Origin of the sequence: Massilia sp. Mn16-1_5 (genome assembly GCF_004798585.1) — a bacterium.
Taxonomy (GTDB): Bacteria; Pseudomonadota; Gammaproteobacteria; order Burkholderiales; family Burkholderiaceae_D; genus Telluria.
Window position 1 is genome coordinate 299,782 of record NZ_PPXQ01000001.1, and the last position, 18,677, is coordinate 318,458.

General features: G+C 66.2%; 16 protein-coding genes. 9 read left to right on the forward strand and 7 right to left on the reverse strand.

The window, feature by feature from the left end; all coding sequences use genetic code 11:
- The first annotated feature begins 116 nt into the window (after nucleotides 1-116).
- The gene (locus C2862_RS01300) at nucleotides 117-1,766 is read left to right on the forward strand and encodes a 3-(methylthio)propionyl-CoA ligase (protein WP_136218299.1); all 1,650 of its coding nucleotides are present in this window, start codon (nucleotides 117-119) and stop codon (nucleotides 1,764-1,766) included.
- Nucleotides 1,767-1,769: 3 nt separating this feature from the next.
- On the opposite strand, the gene C2862_RS01305 is transcribed toward C2862_RS01300, so the two are convergent.
- The 3 genes from C2862_RS01305 to C2862_RS01315 all read right to left on the reverse strand — a co-directional run bounded on the left by C2862_RS01305 (nucleotide 1,770) and on the right by C2862_RS01315 (nucleotide 5,083).
- Complete coding sequence (locus C2862_RS01305; RefSeq protein WP_168709975.1) at nucleotides 1,770-3,596, reverse strand: bifunctional diguanylate cyclase/phosphodiesterase; 1,827 nt, start codon at nucleotides 3,594-3,596, stop codon at nucleotides 1,770-1,772.
- Nucleotides 3,597-3,598: 2 nt separating this feature from the next.
- Nucleotides 3,599-4,195, reverse strand: a complete 597-nt coding sequence (locus C2862_RS01310; protein ID WP_168709976.1) for an MEDS domain-containing protein — start codon at nucleotides 4,193-4,195, stop codon at nucleotides 3,599-3,601.
- 120 nt (nucleotides 4,196-4,315) lie between these two features.
- Nucleotides 4,316-5,083, reverse strand: coding sequence for a hypothetical protein (locus C2862_RS01315; protein WP_136218302.1), 768 nt, complete (start codon nucleotides 5,081-5,083; stop codon nucleotides 4,316-4,318).
- A 180-nt stretch (nucleotides 5,084-5,263) separates the two neighbouring features.
- Here C2862_RS01315 and C2862_RS01320 point away from each other — a divergent pair, with 180 nt between their 5' ends.
- The 4 genes from C2862_RS01320 to C2862_RS01335 all read left to right on the forward strand — a co-directional run bounded on the left by C2862_RS01320 (nucleotide 5,264) and on the right by C2862_RS01335 (nucleotide 11,108).
- Nucleotides 5,264-7,351, forward strand: a complete 2,088-nt coding sequence (locus tag C2862_RS01320) for a 3-hydroxyacyl-CoA dehydrogenase NAD-binding domain-containing protein (RefSeq protein WP_136218303.1) — start codon at nucleotides 5,264-5,266, stop codon at nucleotides 7,349-7,351.
- A gap of 123 nt (nucleotides 7,352-7,474) precedes the next feature.
- On the forward strand, nucleotides 7,475-8,722 hold the full coding sequence (locus C2862_RS01325; protein WP_136218304.1) for an MFS transporter: 1,248 nt from the start codon (nucleotides 7,475-7,477) through the stop codon (nucleotides 8,720-8,722).
- The gene (locus tag C2862_RS01330; protein WP_136218305.1) at nucleotides 8,719-9,354 is read left to right on the forward strand and encodes a metalloregulator ArsR/SmtB family transcription factor; all 636 of its coding nucleotides are present in this window, start codon (nucleotides 8,719-8,721) and stop codon (nucleotides 9,352-9,354) included. The genes C2862_RS01325 and C2862_RS01330 overlap by 4 nt, the downstream gene beginning before the upstream one ends.
- A 224-nt stretch (nucleotides 9,355-9,578) precedes the next feature.
- Entirely contained in the window at nucleotides 9,579-11,108 is a 1,530-nt protein-coding gene (locus tag C2862_RS01335; RefSeq protein ID WP_168709977.1) for a PAS domain-containing sensor histidine kinase, read from the forward strand.
- A gap of 101 nt (nucleotides 11,109-11,209) precedes the next feature.
- Here the strand turns inward: C2862_RS01335 and C2862_RS01340 are convergent, their stop codons facing one another.
- The gene (locus C2862_RS01340; RefSeq protein ID WP_229467236.1) at nucleotides 11,210-12,910 is read right to left on the reverse strand and encodes an MFS transporter; all 1,701 of its coding nucleotides are present in this window, start codon (nucleotides 12,908-12,910) and stop codon (nucleotides 11,210-11,212) included.
- A gap of 304 nt (nucleotides 12,911-13,214) precedes the next feature.
- Here C2862_RS01340 and C2862_RS01345 point away from each other — a divergent pair, with 304 nt between their 5' ends.
- Genes C2862_RS01345 through C2862_RS01360 form a run of 4 tightly spaced genes read left to right on the forward strand, consistent with a single transcriptional unit; the run spans nucleotide 13,215 to nucleotide 16,463 of the window.
- Nucleotides 13,215-14,393, forward strand: coding sequence for an acetyl-CoA C-acyltransferase (locus tag C2862_RS01345; RefSeq protein ID WP_136218307.1), 1,179 nt, complete (start codon nucleotides 13,215-13,217; stop codon nucleotides 14,391-14,393).
- Nucleotides 14,394-14,436: 43 nt separating this feature from the next.
- Entirely contained in the window at nucleotides 14,437-14,739 is a 303-nt protein-coding gene (locus C2862_RS01350; protein WP_136218308.1) for a Dabb family protein, read from the forward strand.
- A 35-nt stretch (nucleotides 14,740-14,774) separates the two neighbouring features.
- The gene (locus C2862_RS01355) at nucleotides 14,775-15,557 is read left to right on the forward strand and encodes an SDR family oxidoreductase (RefSeq protein WP_136218309.1); all 783 of its coding nucleotides are present in this window, start codon (nucleotides 14,775-14,777) and stop codon (nucleotides 15,555-15,557) included.
- A gap of 9 nt (nucleotides 15,558-15,566) precedes the next feature.
- A complete protein-coding gene (locus C2862_RS01360; RefSeq protein WP_136218310.1) occupies nucleotides 15,567-16,463 on the forward strand; it encodes an SDR family oxidoreductase in 897 nt (298 codons plus the stop codon).
- Nucleotides 16,464-16,577: 114 nt separating this feature from the next.
- Here C2862_RS01360 and C2862_RS01365 read toward each other — a convergent pair whose 3' ends face one another.
- Genes C2862_RS01365 through C2862_RS01375 form a run of 3 tightly spaced genes read right to left on the reverse strand, consistent with a single transcriptional unit; the run spans nucleotide 16,578 to nucleotide 18,659 of the window.
- Nucleotides 16,578-17,321 (reverse strand): NRDE family protein, encoded by a 744-nt coding sequence (locus C2862_RS01365; protein WP_136218311.1) that lies wholly within the window; start codon nucleotides 17,319-17,321, stop codon nucleotides 16,578-16,580.
- The gene (locus C2862_RS01370) at nucleotides 17,312-17,596 is read right to left on the reverse strand and encodes a DUF4936 family protein (protein WP_136218312.1); all 285 of its coding nucleotides are present in this window, start codon (nucleotides 17,594-17,596) and stop codon (nucleotides 17,312-17,314) included. The genes C2862_RS01365 and C2862_RS01370 overlap by 10 nt, the downstream gene beginning before the upstream one ends.
- Nucleotide 17,597: 1 nt before the next feature.
- The gene (locus C2862_RS01375) at nucleotides 17,598-18,659 is read right to left on the reverse strand and encodes a folate-binding protein YgfZ (protein ID WP_136218313.1); all 1,062 of its coding nucleotides are present in this window, start codon (nucleotides 18,657-18,659) and stop codon (nucleotides 17,598-17,600) included.
- Between the last annotated feature and the right edge of the window lie 18 nt (nucleotides 18,660-18,677).

An 18,677-nucleotide genomic window follows, 5' to 3' on the forward strand; every position in this document is an offset into this window, starting at 1 on the left:
ATGGAAAAATGCTCCCTGCTGCAATGCAACATCGAAACGTCTTGACGGAGCCAGCCGGACCGACTCACACTCGACCAAAAGTTAACAGTCCGACCACAGCATAGGAGACAACGCGCATGTCCTACCCGAAGAGCCCGCTCATGGGCCAGATGATGAGCCAGCCCCTGCTCATTTCCAGCATCATCGAATTCGCCGCGCGCCACTACCCGAATGGCGAGATCGTATCGCGCCGCGTCGAGGGCGACATGCACCGCTACACCTACCGCGACTGCGAACAGCGCGCGCGCCGCATGGCCAAGGTGCTGGAGGGACTGGGCGTGCAGATGGGCGACCGGGTCGCGACCCTGGCCTGGAACGGCTACCGCCACCTCGAACTGTATTACGCCGTCTCGGGCTCGGGTGCGGTCATGCACACGGTCAACCCGCGCCTGCATCCGGAGCAGATCGCCTACATCGTCAACCATGCCGAAGATCAGTATCTGTTCTTCGACCTGACTTTCCTGCCGCTGGTGGAAGCCGTGGCTGCCCACTGCAAGACAGTGAAGGGCTTCGTGCTGATGAGCGACCGCGCCCACATGCCCCAGGAGACGAAGATCCCCAACCTGCTGTGCTACGAAGACCTGATGAGCGCGAGCAGCGACGAGTACGAATGGCCTCTGTTCGACGAGAACTCGGCCGCCACGCTGTGCTACACCTCGGGCACGACCGGCAACCCAAAGGGCGCGCTGTACTCGCACCGCTCGACCATCCTGCACGCCTACGGATCGAGCGTGCCGAACGCGCTGAACGTGTCCTCGATGGACTCGGTGCTGCCGGTGGTCCCGATGTTCCACGTGAACGCCTGGGGCCTGCCGTACTCGGTGCCGCTGTCGGGGGCGAAAATGGTGTTCCCGGGTGCGGCGCTGGACGGCAAGTCGCTCTACGAGCTGTTCGAAGCCGAGGGCGTGACCTTCTCGGCCGGCGTGCCGACCGTCTGGCTGGGGCTGATCAACTACGCCTTGCAGAACGACCTGCAGTTCTCGACCTTCCGCCGCACCGTAATCGGCGGCTCGGCCTGCCCGCCGGCGATGATGGACACCTTGATCGACAAGCTGAACGTGCACGTGATCCACGGCTGGGGCATGACGGAAATGTCGCCGCTGGGCACCACCGGCGGCCTGCAGATGAAGCACCTGAGCATGCCGAAGGAAGAGCAGCGCCGTATCCTGCAGAAGCAGGGCCACGCCATCTACGGCGTCGACATGAAGATCGTCGACGACGAGGGCAAGGAACTGCCCTGGGACGGCGAGACCTACGGCCACCTGTACGTCAAGGGACCGTGGATCGTCTCGGGCTACTACCGCGGCGAAGGCGGCGACGTGCTCGTCGACGGCTGGTTCCCGACCGGCGACGTGGCCACCATCGACGGCGACGGCTACATGCAGATCACCGACCGCAGCAAGGACGTGATCAAGTCCGGCGGTGAATGGATCGGCAGCATCGACCTGGAAAACATCGCGATGGCCCACCCGGCCGTGCTGCAGGCGGCCTGCATCGGCGTGGCGCACCCGAAATGGGACGAGCGGCCGATGCTGGTGGTGGTCAAGCGCCCCGGCCAGGAGCTCACGCGCGAGGAACTCCTCGCCTTCTTCGAGGGCAAGATCGCGAAATGGTGGCTGCCGGACGATGTGGTCTTTACCGAGGCGCTGCCGATGGGCGCGACCGGCAAGATCCAGAAGAACCGGCTGCGCGACCAGTATCGCGAGCACAAGCTGCCGACGGCGTAAAGTTCACGCGGGCTCGTCCCAGGTAGCCAGGCCCGGCTGCCTGAAGATGGCCGGCACCTGCCCGGCCGGCACCGGCCGCGCCAGCAGGAAGCCCTGGATCTCGTCGCAGCCGTGCTTGCGCAGGCACTGGGCCTGGCCGAGGGTTTCCACGCCCTCGGCATTCACGCGCATGCCCAGCGTGCGGGCGAAGGAAATCACGGCCAGCGCCACGGCGGCGGCGCTCGGCACGGTTTCGATCTCGTGCACGAAGGAGCGGTCGATCTTGAGCTTGTCGGCCGGGAAGTTGCGCAGGGCGCTGAGGCTGGAATAGCCGGTGCCGAAGTCGTCGATCGAGATCGACACGCCCAGGCCCTTGAGGGCGTGCAGCAGGGCGGTCGCGTGCTCGAGGTCGTGCATGATCGAGCTTTCCGTGATTTCCAGTTCGAGGCAGTGCGGCGGCAGGCCGGTCTCGCGCAGCACCCGGCCAACGGTGTGGATGATCTGTTCGTCGCGCAGCTGGCGGGCGGCTACATTCACCGCCACCGTCATTCCCTCCAGCCCCGCCTCCTGCCATCGCCGCGCTTCCAGGCAGGCCTGGCGCATCACGTATTCCCCGACCTCGACGATCAGCTTGGAATCCTCGGCGATGGGAATGAAGCGGGCGGGCGGGAGCAGGCCGCGCCGTGGATGCTGCCAGCGCACCAGGGCCTCGGCGCCGACGAAGCGGTTGTTCTCCACGCAGAGCTTGGGCTGGTAATGCACCACCAGCTCGCCTGCGCTAACGGCCCGGCGCAATTCCGTTTCCAGTTCCATGCGCTCGGCCACCGCGGCGTCGCGCGTGCTCGCATAGAACTGGACATTGTCCTTGCCCGAGGCCTTGGCCCGGTGCATGGCGGTGTTGGCGCGGCGCAGCAGGATTTCCGGCTCGTCGCCGTCGAGCGGATAGACACAGGCGCCGATGCTGGCCGTCACCACCAGGTCCTTGCCCGCCAGCGCCATCGGCCGGCGCACGGCCGCGAGCATGGCCGACAGGCGCGCGCTGCTGCGCTCGACGTTCTCCAGGCCCGCCAGCAGGATCACGAATTCGTCCGAGCCGATGCGCGCCACCGTGTCGCCGTCGCGCACCAGGCTGGAGAGCCGGCGCGCCGTCTCGCACAGGAAGGCGTCGCCGCAGTCGTTGCCAAGGCCCGTATTCATGAAGGAAAAGCTGTCGAGATCCAGGTAGACCACGGCCGCCATCGTCCCGTCGCGCTGGGCATTGGCGATCGCGCCGCGCAGGCGGTCGACCAGCAGGGCCCGGTTTGCCAGTCCCGTGACCGGATCGTGGGTGGCGCGGTATTCGAGTTCGCGGGTACGCTCGGCCACCCGCATTTCGAGGTGGTCGCGCGCCTGGCGCAATTCCTCGTTGAGCTGGGTCAGCCGGGCCTGGTAGCGGTGGGCGACGACGATTCGCGTGATGGCGCTGGAAATATTGCTCAGAAAAGGCAAGTAGGGGTGCAGGGCCTCGGGCTCGCGGACTTGGATCGCGAGGCACCCGAGATGCTGACCCGGCGCGTACATGGGGAAACAATGCAGGTCGGGACCGAAGTCGCGCTGCTGGTTCTGCGCCGGCGCGTCCGGAATATGGTCCGCGCAGCGCGCCAGCAGCGGGGCGAGCTCCGGCGGCGGCTCGTTGACGCCCGCCAGATACAGGAAGGCGTCGGCGACGCCCGGCACGGCCGACATCGCGCGGCGCACGAAGTCGGCCATGCGCAGCTCGTCGGGCATGGCGTCGACGGCCTGCTGGATGACCAGCAGGCGGCCGAGGACTTCGGCACTCGGGCCCTGCGCTGTGGACGTCCCGCCCTCCATGTTCAGGCCTGCTTGTAGAAGGGGTTGCGCAGGATATGGCCGCCGACGATCATCACCGGGTGCACATTCATGACGTCGAACATCATGGCGCCGTCGAACTTGCGCAGGTCGTACTGGCACATGATGGTGATCGGCGCCTCCTTGACCAAGTCGTTGATGCGCGACTCGCATTCGATGATGTGCTCGGTTCCGGGCACACCGCGCAAGGCCCAGTCCATCTCGCCAGCGAAGCGCGCACCGGCCAGGCCCGCCGCGCGCGCCTGGAGATACTGGGCGCGCAGGCGCGCCAGCATGCCCTCGGAATCGAATTGTCCTTCAGGGTAATAGCCTTCGCGCGTAGTCAGCAGCTGCACCTGGTCGGCCGGGCCCATCAAGGCGTGGGTCAGATCGAGCGCCGCGGCGGCCGCCGGCAGTTCCGCATGGGTCTCGACGTCGGCCAGGTAGCCGAAGGCCTCGTTTTCCAGCAGCGCGTGGCGCGCGAACAGGGGCAGGATGCGCCGGCGCTCCTCGTCGCTGTTGTAGAGGTAGCAGATATGGGTGCCCTCCGGATAGCGTTCCTCCGTGAACCCGAGACAGATATGCCGCCTTGCCTCCGCCATGAAGTTCTCCTCATCGTGGCGAGCCCATGCAGGCGCTCCATGCGGACAGGATACACCTGCGCCCGTGAGCATGGCGTACAGGCGCGAATCGCGCAATTGTGCGCCAGTTTCCGGAAGGACTTAGTGCTTGTCGCCTTCGGGCAGCAGGTGGCGGAAAGTCGGTTCGATGTTGAGGGTGTGCAGGTGGCGCACGATGTCTTCGAGGGTCGCGTCTTTCAAGAGCAGGCCATCCGCGAGGGCAGAGGGGGCGGCCGGCGCGGGCGCCGCCGCTGCGGCAGGGGCGGACGGCGGCGGCGCGGCTTCGGGCCGCGCCAGCGCCGCAAAAGCGTCGGCGAAGCGCTCCGGCGCGACACTGTCCACGGCTTCCAGGAAAGCCGCCTGTGCGAGGGGCGGCGGCGCGAGGTCGAGCCAGGGTTCCTCGAGGAAGGAGCCGCCCATGCCGGGGTGGATGAAGGCGGCCCAATGGCCGCTGCGGGCATCGAGGCAGGGCGGCAGGGGAGGTGTCCTGACTTCCACGCGCGCGGCGGGCCCGGGCAGCCAGGCCTGGCGCACCCGGCGCACGAATTGCCGGGCCTGGGCATTCGGGATGGGCGCCGCGAGCGAAATCCAGAGGCAGTAGCCGAGGCCGGTCACGCTGACGGCCGGTGCGGGGAAGCCATGATCCGTCTGCAAGGCATTTGCCGCCTCGCACAACTGCTTCCAATGGTCGCCCTCAGGGTTTTCTTTGCTCTTTTCGAAGGGAATGGCGATGGCGCGCGTCAGGCCGCCAAGCGAGAGCAAGTCGAGCGTTTCGACTTGCTCGCCTTGCAGCTGGCGCGCCAGCAAGTCGGGGCCGGCCGCGCCGTCTTGGACGAACAGGCGCATCAATTCGGCAATCAGTTTTTCCATGTTTTCACCTGCAGGTCGGTAACGCGAACCCGGCATTGTGGCACAGGCGCGGGTGCCGCGATCCGGCGCCCGCGCCAGCGACGAATTTTCGTTCCAGAGAATAAGACGACCGTACTTTTTTCGGTTATAGTCGCTTATAGTAAGTGAGAGCGCTGGTTCAACTATTAAAAAGGAAGAGACATGAGTGCAGACTACGTCGTGCAGGGCAGCGTTGCCGTCATTACCCTGAACAATCCCCCCGTCAATGGCCTCGGCATGGAGACGCGTACCGCGGCCGTCGCGGCCCTGCGCCGCGCCGAACAGGACGAGGCCGTCAAGGCGGTCGTGATCACGGGCGCCGGCAAGGTGTTTTCGGGCGGCGCGGACATCCGCGAGTTCAATTCGCCGAAAGCCCTGACCGAACCGACCCTGCACACCCTGATCGCCACCGCCGAAAACCTGAGCAAGCCCGTCGTATCGGCCATCCACGGCGTCTGCATGGGCGGCGGCCTCGAGCTCTCGCTCGGCTGCCACTACCGCGTCGCCGTCCCGGGCGCCCAGATCGGCCTGCCGGAAGTCAAGATCGGCCTGGTGCCGGGCGCCGGCGGTACCCAGCGCCTGCCGCGCGTGGTCGGCCTCGAGCAGGGCCTGAACATGATCGTCTCCGGGAACCCGGTGCTGTCGGAAAAGCTGGCCGAGACCAAATTGTTCGACAAGGTGTTCGCGCAAGGCGCGGACCTCGTCAGCTCCGCCGTCGAGTTCGCGGGCAGCATCGCCGACGTGCGTCCGCTGCCGAAGGTGCGCAACCTGAAGGTCGACTATCCGAACTCTGAAGCTTTTCTCCAGTTTTCGCGTAACACCGTCAAAGCCATGGCCGGCGCCTTCCCGGCGCCGCTCGAATGCGTCGAGTGCGTGGCAGCCGCCGTCACGATGAAATTCGAGGATGGCCTGAAATACGAGCGCGAGCGCTTCCTGGCGCTGGCCCAGACCACGGAATCGAAAGCCCTGCGCCACGCCTTCTTCGGCGAGCGCGCCGCCAGCAAGGTGCCCGACGTGCCCTCGGATACGCTGACGCGCAAGATCGAAAAAGCGGCCGTGATCGGCGCCGGCACCATGGGCGGCGGCATCGCCATGAACTTCGCCAATGCAGGCATTCCGGTGACGATGCTCGAAACGAAACAGGAAGCGCTGGACAAGGGCCTGGCGACGATCCGCAAGAACTACGAGAACACGGTCAAGAAGGGCAAGCTGAGCCCGGAAAAGGCGGGCCAGCGCATCGGCCTGATCACCGGCACGCTGTCCTATGAGGACATCGCCCAGGCCGACATCGTGATCGAGGCCGTGTTCGAAGACCTGAACGTCAAGGAAACCGTATTCCGCCAGCTGGACGCGACCATGAAGCCGGGCGCGATCCTGGCCTCGAACACCTCGACCCTGGACCTCGACAAGATCGCCGCCTTCACCAAACGCCCGCAGGACGTGATCGGCCTGCACTTCTTCAGCCCGGCCAACGTGATGAAGCTGCTGGAAATCGTGCGCGGCAAGGAAACCGGCAAGGACGTGCTGGCCACCGCGCTGGCGCTGTCCAAGAAGATCAAGAAGACCGGCGTCGTCTCCGGCGTGTGCGATGGTTTCATCGGCAACCGCATGGTCGAGCAATACCTGCGCCAGGCCTTTTTCCTGCTGGACGAAGGCGTGCTGCCGGAACAGATCGACAAGGCGATCGAGAAGTTCGGCTTCGCCATGGGACCGTTCCGCATGAGCGACCTGGCCGGCAACGACATCGGCTGGTACATCCGCAAGCGCCGCTATCTCGAGCAGCCCGACCTGGAATACTCGAAGGTGCCGGACCTGCTGTGCGAACAGGGCCGCTTCGGCCAGAAAACGGGCGCCGGCTGGTACGACTACAAGGCGGGCGACCGCGCTGCCTATCCGTCGCCGGTCGTAGCAAGCATGATCCAGTCGCACGTGCAGGCCAGCGGCGGCGAACGCCGCCAGGTCACGGATGAGGAGATCGTCCAGCGCCTGGTGTTCGCGCTGGTGAACGAGGGCGCGAAGATCCTGGAAGAGGGCATCGCCCTGCGCGCCTCGGACATCGACATGGTCTACCTCACCGGCTACGGCTTCCCGCTGCACCGCGGCGGCCCGATGCTGTACGCGGACACGGTCGGCCTGCCGAACGTGCTCGACACCATGCGCAAGTTCGCGCGCGGCCGACATGGCGATGCCTGGACGCCGGCGCCGCTGCTGGAGCGCCTGGCGGGCGAGAACAAGGGTTTTAACGGCTAAGCCAGCCTCGTCGGCCTCCCCTGCAACGCCGCTGCTCGCCAGCGGCGTTGCCGTTTTCAGGGTACGCATCAATAAACAAACATTTATGTTTACTTATTGTCGGGCTGCGCCGAGAATGGCCACATGAGCTCCCGTGCCGCGTCCGTCAAAACGAATGTGCTGATCGCCAGCCTCTGCCTGCTTGGCCTGCTGTCGACGACCGGCGCCTCGCTGCCGTATCCGATCCTGGCGCCGCTGTTTGCCGGCGACACGGGCAACGGGATCAGCGCCTTCCTTGGGCTGCCGCCGAAACTCCTGCTCGGCATCGCGTTGATGGTGAACCCGCTCGGGCTGCTGATCGGCAGCGCGGTGCTGGGCGCCGTGTCGGACCGGCTCGGGCGGCGGCGCATGCTGCTGGCCACCGCGATCGGCGCGGCGGCCGGGCATGCGCTGACGGCGGCCGCGCTGGTGGCCGAATCCTATCCGCTGTTCCTGCTGGCGCGCTTCGTGACCGGGCTGCTGGAAGGGAACGGCGCGATCATGCGCGCCATGGTCGTCGAGCGGGTCGAGGGGCGGCTGCGCAACCATGCCTTGTCCTGGCTGAACGGGGCCTTCCACCTCGGCTGGCTGGTCGGTCCGCTGCTGGCGGGCTTTACGGTTGGAGTGTCGCTCACGCTGCCGTTCACGGTCGCGGCTTGTGCCTTGCTGGTGGGTGCGCTGCTGGTCGCCATCGCCCTGGAACGCGAGACGGTCGCAGCCAAGGCCGGCGAGCGCTGGTGGCGGGTGGCGCGCGAGCGGCATGCGTTCACGCTGCTGCGCCATGGGCCGCTGCGCACGCTCTTCTCGGTCCACTTCGCCTACGCCTGCGGGGTGGCCGCCTTTTATGAATTCTTCCCGCTCTGGCTGGTGGACGTGGGCGGCTATGCGGTGCGCGAGATCGCCTTCGTGAACATGGGCATGTGCGCGCTGATGACGGGCGCCGCCCTGTTCGCCGGACGCGCCAGCGGCGTCGAGCCGCGCCGGCGCGCCAGCGTCCAGGCCGGACTGGCCGCATGCAGCATCCTGGCCGTGGGCTTCGGCAGCCTGCAGGTCGGCCTGGCCGCCATCGTGCTGTTCGGGCTGCCGCACGCCTACTACAACGCCACCGTCCAGAGCTGGGCGGCCGACCAGTTCGCCGCTTACGGCCAGGGCGCCGTCATGGGTCTGCTGTCGACGACGTTTTGCCTGGCGAATATCGTGATGGCCCTGGCCGGCGGCGTACTGGCGCTGGTCGACACGCGCATCGTGCTGGTGGTGGGGGGAGCGCTGGCCCTCTGGGCGGCGCTGGCGATGCGCACCTGGAGCCGGCGCGCCATCGGCGTGGCCGCGCAATCGACAGTGGAGCTGCAATGAATACCCATGACCAGATTCTGATGCTGCTGAAGACGCGCGGCCCGCAGACGGCCCAGGCGCTGGCTGCGCTGATGGGCCTGACGGCCATGGGCGTGCGGCGCCAGCTGGAAGCGGCGGTCGAGGCCGGGCTGGTGCGCTTCGAGGACAGCCCCGGCAAGGTCGGACGGCCGGTGCGGCGCTGGATGCTGACCGGGAGCGGGAATGCGCGCTACCCGGACCGCCATGCCGAGCTGACGCTGGACCTGATCCAGGGCGTGCGCACGCTGTTCGGCGAGACCGGCCTGGAGAAACTGGTCGCCGGCCGCGAAGAGGCCAGCGAACGCGCCTACCGCGCGCAACTGGCCGGGAAATGGACACTCGACGAGCGGGTCGAGGCGCTGGCCGCGGCGCGCACGCTGGACGGTTACATGGCCACGACCGAAGCGCGCGTCGACGGCAGCGTGCTGCTGCATGAGAACCATTGTCCGATCTCTAGCGCGGCCCAGGCTTGCCGGCAGTTCTGCCGCTCCGAGCTGGACGTCTTCCGGCGCGTGCTCGGTCCTTCGGCGGTCGTGGTGCGCATCGAGCACCAGCTGGAAGGGGCGCGGCGCTGTACCTACCTGGTGAGCGAGGCTGCGCCGGCGGGTGGCTAAGCGGGACAATTGCGCGCCCGGGAATGGGCCGCTACGCCAGATTGTCCCGCTCTTTTTTCGCAGCGCTGCCGCACCGGCCGTAATTTATGGCAATCTCCCATGTCAACTCAGCACCATGCCGTGCTAACATCGAATTGATAGTATGTACACATTTCTCCGAGAGCAGCGCACCGATGTCTTCCTCCACCCGAGGGGCTCCGTCCCTGGCATATAGGCCGGCCCGCGTGACGTCTTCGACCGCTTTCCTTGGCCCAGCCGGCGATGGCGGGCTGGCGCTCTACCGCGCCGTTGCCGAACAGATCCCGCGCGGCGCCGTGTTTGTCGTCGACCGGGAATTGCGCTACATACTCGCCGCCGGGCCGGCTTTGCGCATGTCCGGCTTCGAACCGTCCGACTTTGAAGGACGCAGCTTGCGCGAGGCTTTGCCGCCTGAGCTGCTGGCGCAATACACGCAGGACTATGCAGGGATCCTGGGCGGTGCCCCCATGGAGCGCGAACACTGCGTTGGCGGCGTCTGGTACGCCTCGCATGGCGTACCGCTGGCCGACGAGCACGGGTGCATCCACGCGGCCCTGGTCGTCTCCTATGACATCACCGAGCGCAAGCGCAACGAGCGGCGCCTGCAGATACTGGACAAGCTGTGGGCGGTGGTGCGCCACGCCAGCGATGCGGCCGACGTGGCGGCCGCCGCAAGCAGCTTGCTCGAGGAGTATTTTGGCGGCGTTCGCTGCACCATGTTGCGCCTCGATGGCGAATTGGACGAAGCCGAGGTGGAGGAGATTCCCCTGGCCGCGTTCGGCGAGCGCGCACTCGACCGGCTGCAGCGCGGAGAGACTGTCGAATCTGGCGATGGCCCGCTGCCATATGGCTTGCCGCCCTGGCTCCGCGCATTCCTGCTGTGTCCGCACATCTCCGGAGGACGGCTGACGGGCGTCACGGCCATCCTGAGCGAGACGCCGCAAGCATGGCGCGAGGAAGACACCCGGCTGGCCTGCGACATCACCGAGCGCGCCTGGACGCAGATTGATCGCTTGCGCCTTCTCGAGGCCTTGGAGGCAGCCGACCGCCGCAAGGACCAGTTCCTCGCGGTGCTGGCGCACGACCTGCGCAGCCCCCTGACCGTGGTGCGCAACAGCCTGGCCCTGCTGGAGCGCCCCGGAACGAACGTGAACCCGCAAGCCATTCTCGCGCTCGTGGAAAGGCAATTCGGCCACATCAACCGCCTGATCGAGGACGTCCTCGATACCTCCTACATCTGCCATGGACGGGCGCACCTGCACCGGCACCGGATCGTCCTGCAGGAAGCGGTCCTGGCCGCGGTCGAGGCCGCGCGCGCCCTGGTGTCCTCGAAGACGCATTCGCTGTCGCTGTCGATGCCGCCGGAACCGATTCCCGTCTACGCCGACCCGACGAGGCTGGCGCAAGCCTTCGGCAACGTATTCGCCAATGCGATCAAGTATTCGCGCGTGCCGGCGCGGATCGGGGTGGAAGTGGAGAAACAGGATGCGCAGGTACTGGTGCGGATCCGCGACAATGGCATCGGCATGTCGCCCCGCACGCTGGCGCGGCTGTTCGACCTGTTCGCGCGCAAGGGCACCGAGCTCGACGCACTGCCCGCCGGTGGCCTCGGGGTCGGCCTGTGGATCACGCGTCAGCTGGTCGAGGCGCACGGCGGCAGCATTCGCGCGGCCAGCGACGGTCCGGACCGGGGCAGCACATTCACGATCGCCTTGCCCGTGCACCAGGTGCATTGAAGGACGGGCATTGCGCTGCCTGCCGGTGCCTGGGCTGCGCCAGGCCGAAAAAAAATGCCGCTGTTTCCAGCGGCATTTTTAGGTGCGGCGCAGACCGGGTCTCAGTCGGCGGCGTAGATATTGTTGTTCTTGGTTTCGCGAACGAAGATGCCGCCGATCACGACCGTGATCAGTGCAATGATGATCGGATACCAGAGGCCATAGTAGATGTTGCCGTTGGCCGCCACCAGGGCGAACGAGATGGTCGGCAGCAGGCCGCCGAACCAGCCGTTACCGATGTGGTAAGGCAGGGACATCGAGCTGTAGCGGATACGGGTCGGGAACATCTCGACCAGCATCGCCGCGATCGGGCCGTAGACCATGGTCACGTAGATGACCAGGATGAACAGCAGCAGCACCAGCATCGGCTTGTTGATCGCGTTCGGGTCGGCCTTTTCAGGATAGCCGGCCGTCTTCAGGGTGGCGACGACTTCCTTGTTCAGCGCGGTCTGGCGGGCCTTGTCGTCCTTGACGAAGTCGATGCCGTCCGGCGTCATCGTTGCGTTGAACGACTGGATCACCTTGTCGCCGACCTTGATCTGGGCGACCGTACCCGCTGGGGCGGCAACGGTGTCGTAGTTGACCGAGGCGTTGGTCAGCATGCGGGTAGCGATGTCGCAGGACGACGGGAACTTGCGGGTACCGCTCGGGTCGACCTGGAAGTGGCAGGTGGCAGGATCTGCGACGACGGTGACCGGCGAGGTGGCGATCGCCTGCTCGAGGGCCGGGTTGCCGTAGTGGGTGATGGCCTTGAAGATCGGGAAGTAGGTGGCCGCGGCGATGACGCAGCCGCCCAGGATGATCCACTTGCGGCCGATCTTGTCCGACAGCGAGCCGAACACGATGAAGAAGGGCGTCGCCAGGGCCAGTGCGATCGCGATCAGGATGTTGGCGGTCGCACCGTCGATCTTCAGGGTCTGGGTCAGGAAGAACAGGGCGTAGAACTGGCCGGTGTACCAGACCACGGCCTGGCCCATCGTCAGGCCGACCAGGGCCAGGATGACGATCTTGGCGTTGCGCCAGTTGAGGAAGGCTTCCGACAGCGGCGCCTTCGAGGTCTTGCCTTCGGCCTTCATCTTGGCGAAGGCCGGCGACTCGTTCATCGACAGGCGGATCCAGACCGAGACGCCCAGCAGGACGACGGAGATCAGGAAGGGAATGCGCCAGCCCCAGGCGGCGAACTCTTCTTCGCCAATGGCGGTGCGGGTGGCCAGGATGACCAGCAGCGAGAGGAACAGGCCAGCGGTTGCGGTGGTCTGGATCCAGGCGGTGAAGGCGCCGCGCTTGCCTTCGGGGGCGTGCTCGGCGACGTAGGTGGCCGCGCCGCCGTATTCGCCGCCCAGCGCCAGGCCCTGCAGGATGCGCAGGGTGACGAGGATGATCGGCGCCGCGATGCCGATCGTGGCATAGCCCGGCAGCAGGCCGACGACGAAGGTCGAGGCGCCCATCAGCAGGATGGTGACCAGGAAAGTGTACTTGCGGCCGATCATGTCGCCCAGGCGGCCGAACACGAGGGCGCCGAACGGACGGACGATGAAGCCGGCTGCGAAGGTGAGCAGGGCGAAGATGAACGAGGTGGTGGGATCACCAAGGAAGAACTGCTTGCCGATGATGGCGGCGAGCGAACCGTAGAGGTAGAAGTCGTACCATTCGAAAACGGTGCCGAGGGAGGACGCAAAGATCACCTTGCGTTCTTCCTTGGTCATCCCCTGGGCGGCAGGCGCTGCCTTGCCGCCCGCGGTCATGCCGGGTGTGATAGCCATTTTTTGTCTCCGTATAATATTTAATGCGTCGGATGTAGCCGAAATGTAATCAGCTGCGTCGCAGTGTGGACCGTTAAACTTACGTCATGCTTGCTCCAAACTTACCCGAAACTTACAGTCATTTGACGGGTGCGCTTGATGGGAGTGGAGCAGCCGCATCTCTCACTGGTTGGACAGTACCGGCCCCAACAAAGATCCGGAACAACACCTTGAGGCCGGTCAGAAGATTTGCGAACGGTCGTACTTAATTGTGCTATTCTCGTCTGGTCCAGACACCAACACACCAACAACCAGGGAGACCAGCATGCAAGACGCAGTGATCGTATCGACCGCCCGCACGGGCCTGGCCAAGTCGTGGAAAGGCGCCTTCAACATGACCCACGGCGCCACGCTCGGCGGCCACGTGCTTGCCGCCGCCATCGAGCGCGCGGGTATTGGGGCAGGTGAAGTCGAGGACGTGATCATGGGCTGCGCCAATCCGGAAGGCGCGACCGGGGCCAACATCGCGCGCCAGATCGCGCTGCGCGCCGGCTGCCCGACCACGGTGCCGGGCATGACGGTCAACCGCTTCTGTTCCTCGGGCCTGCAGACCATCGCGCTGGCGGCCCAGCGCATCATCGCCGGCGAGAACGAAATCCTGGCCGCCGGCGGCGTCGAATCGATCTCCTGCGTGCAGCAGGAAATGAACACCCACATGCTGCAGGACCCCTGGCTGCGCGCCCACAAGCCGGAAATCTACTGGCCGATGCTGCAGACGGCCGAGACGGTCGCCAAGCGCTACAACATCCCGAAGGAACGCCAGGATGCCTATGGCGTGCAGAGCCAGCAGCGCGCAGCAAGCGCCCAGGCCGCCGGTCTGTTCGAGGCCGAGATCGTGCCGATGACGACCGTGATGGGCGTGGCCGACAAGGCGTCCGGACGCTTGCTGACCCGTGAGGTGACGATCGCGGCCGACGAAGGCATCCGCGCCGACACGACTATCGAAGGCGTGTCGAAGATCCGCACCGCGCTGCCGGGCGGCGTGATCACGGCGGGCAACGCCAGCCAGTTCTCGGATGGCGCCTCGGTCTCGATCCTGATGAGCCGCAGCATGGCCGACAGCAAGGGCCTGCAGCCGCTGGGCGCCTTCCGCGGTTTCGCCGTGGCCGGCTGCGAGCCGGACGAGATGGGCATCGGTCCCGTATTCGCGGTGCCGAAACTGCTGCAGAAAGCCGGCCTGACGGTCGGCGACATCGGCCTGTGGGAGTTGAACGAAGCCTTTGCCGTGCAGGTGCTGTATTGCGCCGACAAGCTGGGCATTCCGATGGACCGCCTCAACGTGAACGGCGGCGCGATCGCGGTCGGCCACCCGTATGGCGTTTCCGGTGCGCGCCTGGTCGGCCATGCGCTGCTCGAGGGCAAGCGCCGCGGCGTCAAGTACGTCGTCGTCACGATGTGCATCGGCGGCGGCCAGGGCGCGGCGGGCCTGTTCGAGGTGCTGTGATATCTAAAACCATTCAAACCGACTGCTGAGATTCGAGAAAGATATGATCAAACACATCGTCATGTGGAAGCTCAAGGACGAGGCCGAAGGCGCGGACCGCCTGACCAATGCGCGCGAGATGAAGCGCCGCCTCGACGAATGTGCCGACATCGTCCCCGGCATCCTGAGCTTCGAAGTCACCCTGGCCCAGCCGGGGCTGGAAGCGACCTACGACGTCGTCCTGTATTCGGAATTCGAAAACAAGGCGGCGCTCGAGGCCTACGCCGTGCATCCGACGCACAAGGCGCTGGTGCCTTTCATCGGCGCCATCCGCGAAGGGCGCCAGTGCATGGATTACGAAGTCTGAACAACCAAACCGAAGCATAAAAATACGGAGACAGCATGCGCAAGACTCAGGAACTCTTTTCGTTGCAAGGTAAAACCGCCCTCGTGACCGGCGGCTCGCGCGGGCTCGGCCTGCAGATGGCCGAAGCGCTCGGCGAGCAGGGCGCGCGGATCGTGATTTCGGCGCGCAAGCAGGACGAGCTCGACGAAGCCGTGGCCCACCTGAAGGAACGCGGTATCGAGGCGTCAAGCATCGCCGTCGACCTGCAGAAGGAAACGAACGTCCACCCCTTCGTCGAGGAAGCCCTGCGCCGCCTCGGCCAGATCGACATCCTCGTCAACAACGCCGGCGCCAGCTGGGGCGCCCCGGCCGAAGAGCATCCCTTGGAGGCCTGGGACAAGGTCATGAACCTGAACGTGCGCAGCATCTTCCTGGTGTCGCAGGCAGTGGGAAAACTGTCGATGATCCCGCGCCGCTACGGCAAGATCATCAACATCTCCTCGATCGCCGGCCTGGCGGGCAATGGTCCGGGCACGATGCAGACCATCGCCTACAACACCTCGAAGGGCGCCGTGATCAATTTCACGCGCACGCTGGCGGGCGAATGGGGCCGCCACGGCATCACCGTCAACTCGATTGCACCAGGCTTTTTCCCGTCTAAAATGACCAAGGGCGTGCTGGAAAATATCGGCGTCGACAAGCTGGCCAAGGGCGCGCCGCTGGGCCGCCTGGGCGACGACGAAGACCTGAAGGGTGCGGTCGTGCTGTTCGCCTCCGACGCCAGCAAGCACATCACGGGCCAGATCCTGGCGATCGACGGCGGCGTGTCCGCGGTCTGAGGAGGCAGCATGAAACACTTCAGCGGCAAGGTGGCCGTCATCACCGGGGCCGGCAGCGGCCTGGGCCGTGAATTCGCGCTCGTAGCAAGCGGGCTGGGCATGAAGCTGGTGCTGGCCGACGTGCAGGCCGACGCGCTCGAACGCACCACCGACGAACTGCTGGCCAAGGACTGCGAAGTGCTGTCCATGGTCTGCGACGTCAGCAAGGGCGCCCACGTGCAGGAACTGGCGGACGCGGCCATCGCGCGCTTCCACGGCATTCACCTGGTGTTCAACAATGCCGGTGTCGGCTCGGGCGGCCTGATCTGGGAAAGCACGGAAGCCGACTGGGAATGGGTGCTGGGCGTGAACCTGTGGGGCGTGATCCACGGCGTGCGCGTCTTCACCCACGCCATGCTCGAATGCGCGCGGCGCGATCCCGATTTCGAGGGTCACATCGTCAACACGGCCTCGATGGCGGGCCTGCTGAACGCGCCGGCGATGGGCGTCTACAACGTCTCCAAGCACGCGGTGGTCTCGCTGTCGGAGACCCTGTACCACGACCTGGAACTGGTCGGCGCCCCGATCGGCGCCTCGGTGCTCTGCCCGTATTTCGTCCCGACCGGCATCCACCAGTCGCACCGCAACCGTCCGGAAGAACTGAAACCGGACGCGCGGCCGACCGCGAGCCAGATGGCGGCCCAGGCGCTGACCTCGAAAGCGGTGGAGTCGGGCAAGGTATCGGCGAGCGACGTGGCGCGCATCACCTTCGACGCGATCCGCGAAGGGCGCTTCTACATCTACTCGCACCCGCAGGCATTGGGCGGCGTGCGCGAGCGCATGGAAGCGATCGTGGAAGGGAAGAATCCGCCGGATCCGTATGCGGCGACGCCGCATGTGACGGAGATGTTGAAGGCGAAATTGTAGGGCGGGCATGCCCGCGCGTGGCGCCCGCATCGTGTTGGCGGGGTCTTTCCCCAAACGAAGCCAACACAATGCGACATTCACGCGTGGGCAAGCCCACCCTACGTTACGCCACCGTCATGGGCGGACGATGCGCTCGTGCAGTTCCGCGGGCGCGTTATCGTACAGTTTGACCACCGTCGAGGTCCGCGTTCCATACCCCGGCGTCTCGATACACACGGCCGACAGCACCCGCTCCAGGTCGAGCGGCACGCCCGTCTCCGGCAGGCGCATGTCCGGCGCCCGGGTTGTATCGGCCAGCATCTCGAAATAGGCATCTTCCGGCGCACCCTGGCACAGCAGGCTGGCAAACTGGGCCTTGGTGCGGGTGACCTTCGGCCAGGGCGCATCCAGCAAGCCGTTCGAGACGCCATAAATCCGGCCCGCTTCCAGAGGCTGGCCGTTGCGCGGGTCGTCGCCGGCGCGGTTCGAGTACCAGTACAGGTTCTCGCGGTCGCCCAGCACCAGGTTGAAGCCGTTGTAGACGTCGCCGCGCGCGGCGATCAGCTCAAGGTACTCGGCGGCGCTCAGCGAACCCTTCAGGAAATCCGCCACCAGCTCTCCGCGCGAGGGCGCGTTGGCGCGGCCTTCGCCCGGCGCGCGGATGTTGGTCAGCGCGGCGAATTTCGGGCCCTTGGGGCCTTCGCGCGTGATGCCCATCCAGCTGCCGCCGTGCTCCAGGTCGCGGCCGGCGATCAGGTTCGGGTGCTCGGGCCAGGGCGCCGCCGGGGCGGCGGGGCGGTCGTAGAACTCATCGCGGTTGGCGACCGCGATCACGGGCACGCCTGGAATCACGCGCCAGGCAAAGACGATCAGGCACATGGCGGAATCTCCGTAAATACTTCGACGTGGCGCGGACCTTCGACCAGGCCTTCGAGGCCGGCCCCAAGCACCGCCTTGTCCAGTTCGGCGGCAAAACTCGCCGGCACGTCGGGATAGACTTCCATCCAGGTCTGCAGGCCTTCCTTGCTTTCGGGACGGCGCAGCAGGCGCGCGTGGCCGGGCTGGATCACCCGGGCCTGCAGGGCGCAAACGAGGGGCGCGAGGTGCTCGGCGTGCTCGTCGCGCACCTTGTAATACACGTAAAGGTCGACCATGCTAGAGATCGAGCGCGTCCAGCGCATAAGGCATGGGCAGGAAGCGCAGCGGCGCGCCCGCGGCGGAGCCGAGGTGCACCTCTTCCTCCAGCGACGCCAGCTTCATCTCGACCAGCAGGTCGGCGCCTCCCAGGCCGTTCGGCGCGGCGTTCACCACCATGCCGCAAGGCTGCTCGGGGTCGCTCGCGGAGAAGACCTCGTCGCCGGCGCGCGCGGCGGCATTCTCGACGCTGGCCAGCGCCGTGCGCCGTTTCAGCTTGCCGAGATACTGGCTGCGGGCAACGATTTCCTGGCCCGGATAGCAGCCTTTCTTGAAATTCACGCCTCCCAGCAGCTCGAGGTTGATCATCTGGGGCACGAACTGTTCCTGGGTCGCGGCGCTTACCTGCGGCACCCCGGCATGGATCGCAGCCAGGTGCCAGGCGGCGTTCCCACCCAGGGCCAGTTCGGCGGAGAGTGCCGGCAGGGCGTCCTGCGCGGTCGCGTTCGAGCTCAGCCACAGGAAGCGCGGCGCGCCAAAGGCATCGGCCAGGCGGATCACGGTGCCGCGCTCGCCCTGCGTCGCTGCGTAGGGCGCGCCCGGCAGCTCGAGGCCTTGCGCGCGCAGGGCGGCTTCGGCCTTGAGGCCGCCGAAACCGAGCACGGCGGCGACGTTCTCTTCTTCGGTCGCATCGCGCAACTTCGCCTTGGCGCGCAGCACGAACATCGTCAGGCGCTTTTGCAGCGGCGCCTGGATGGCGCGCGGCAGCTGCAGCCAGACCGTGCCATCCTCGCTGCGCCACATCAGGAAAGTGGCTTGCAGGCGGCCTTTCGGCGTGCAGAAGCCGGCCAGGCGGGCCTCGCCCATGCCCAGATGCTCGACGTCGTTGGTCAGCTGGCTGTGCAGGAATTTGGCCGCTTCTTCGCCGGCGACCGCGATCAGGCCGAGGTCGGTGACGGGGGCGACGAAACCGCTTGCGAGGTCGGCGGTGGAGAGGGTACGGCGGAAATCCTCGACCTGGGTGGCCTCGTCGATATGGAAACGGGCCCCGTGGCTTGCTAGATAGTCTGTCCAGTTGCTCATAAATGCAATATGCTTTGC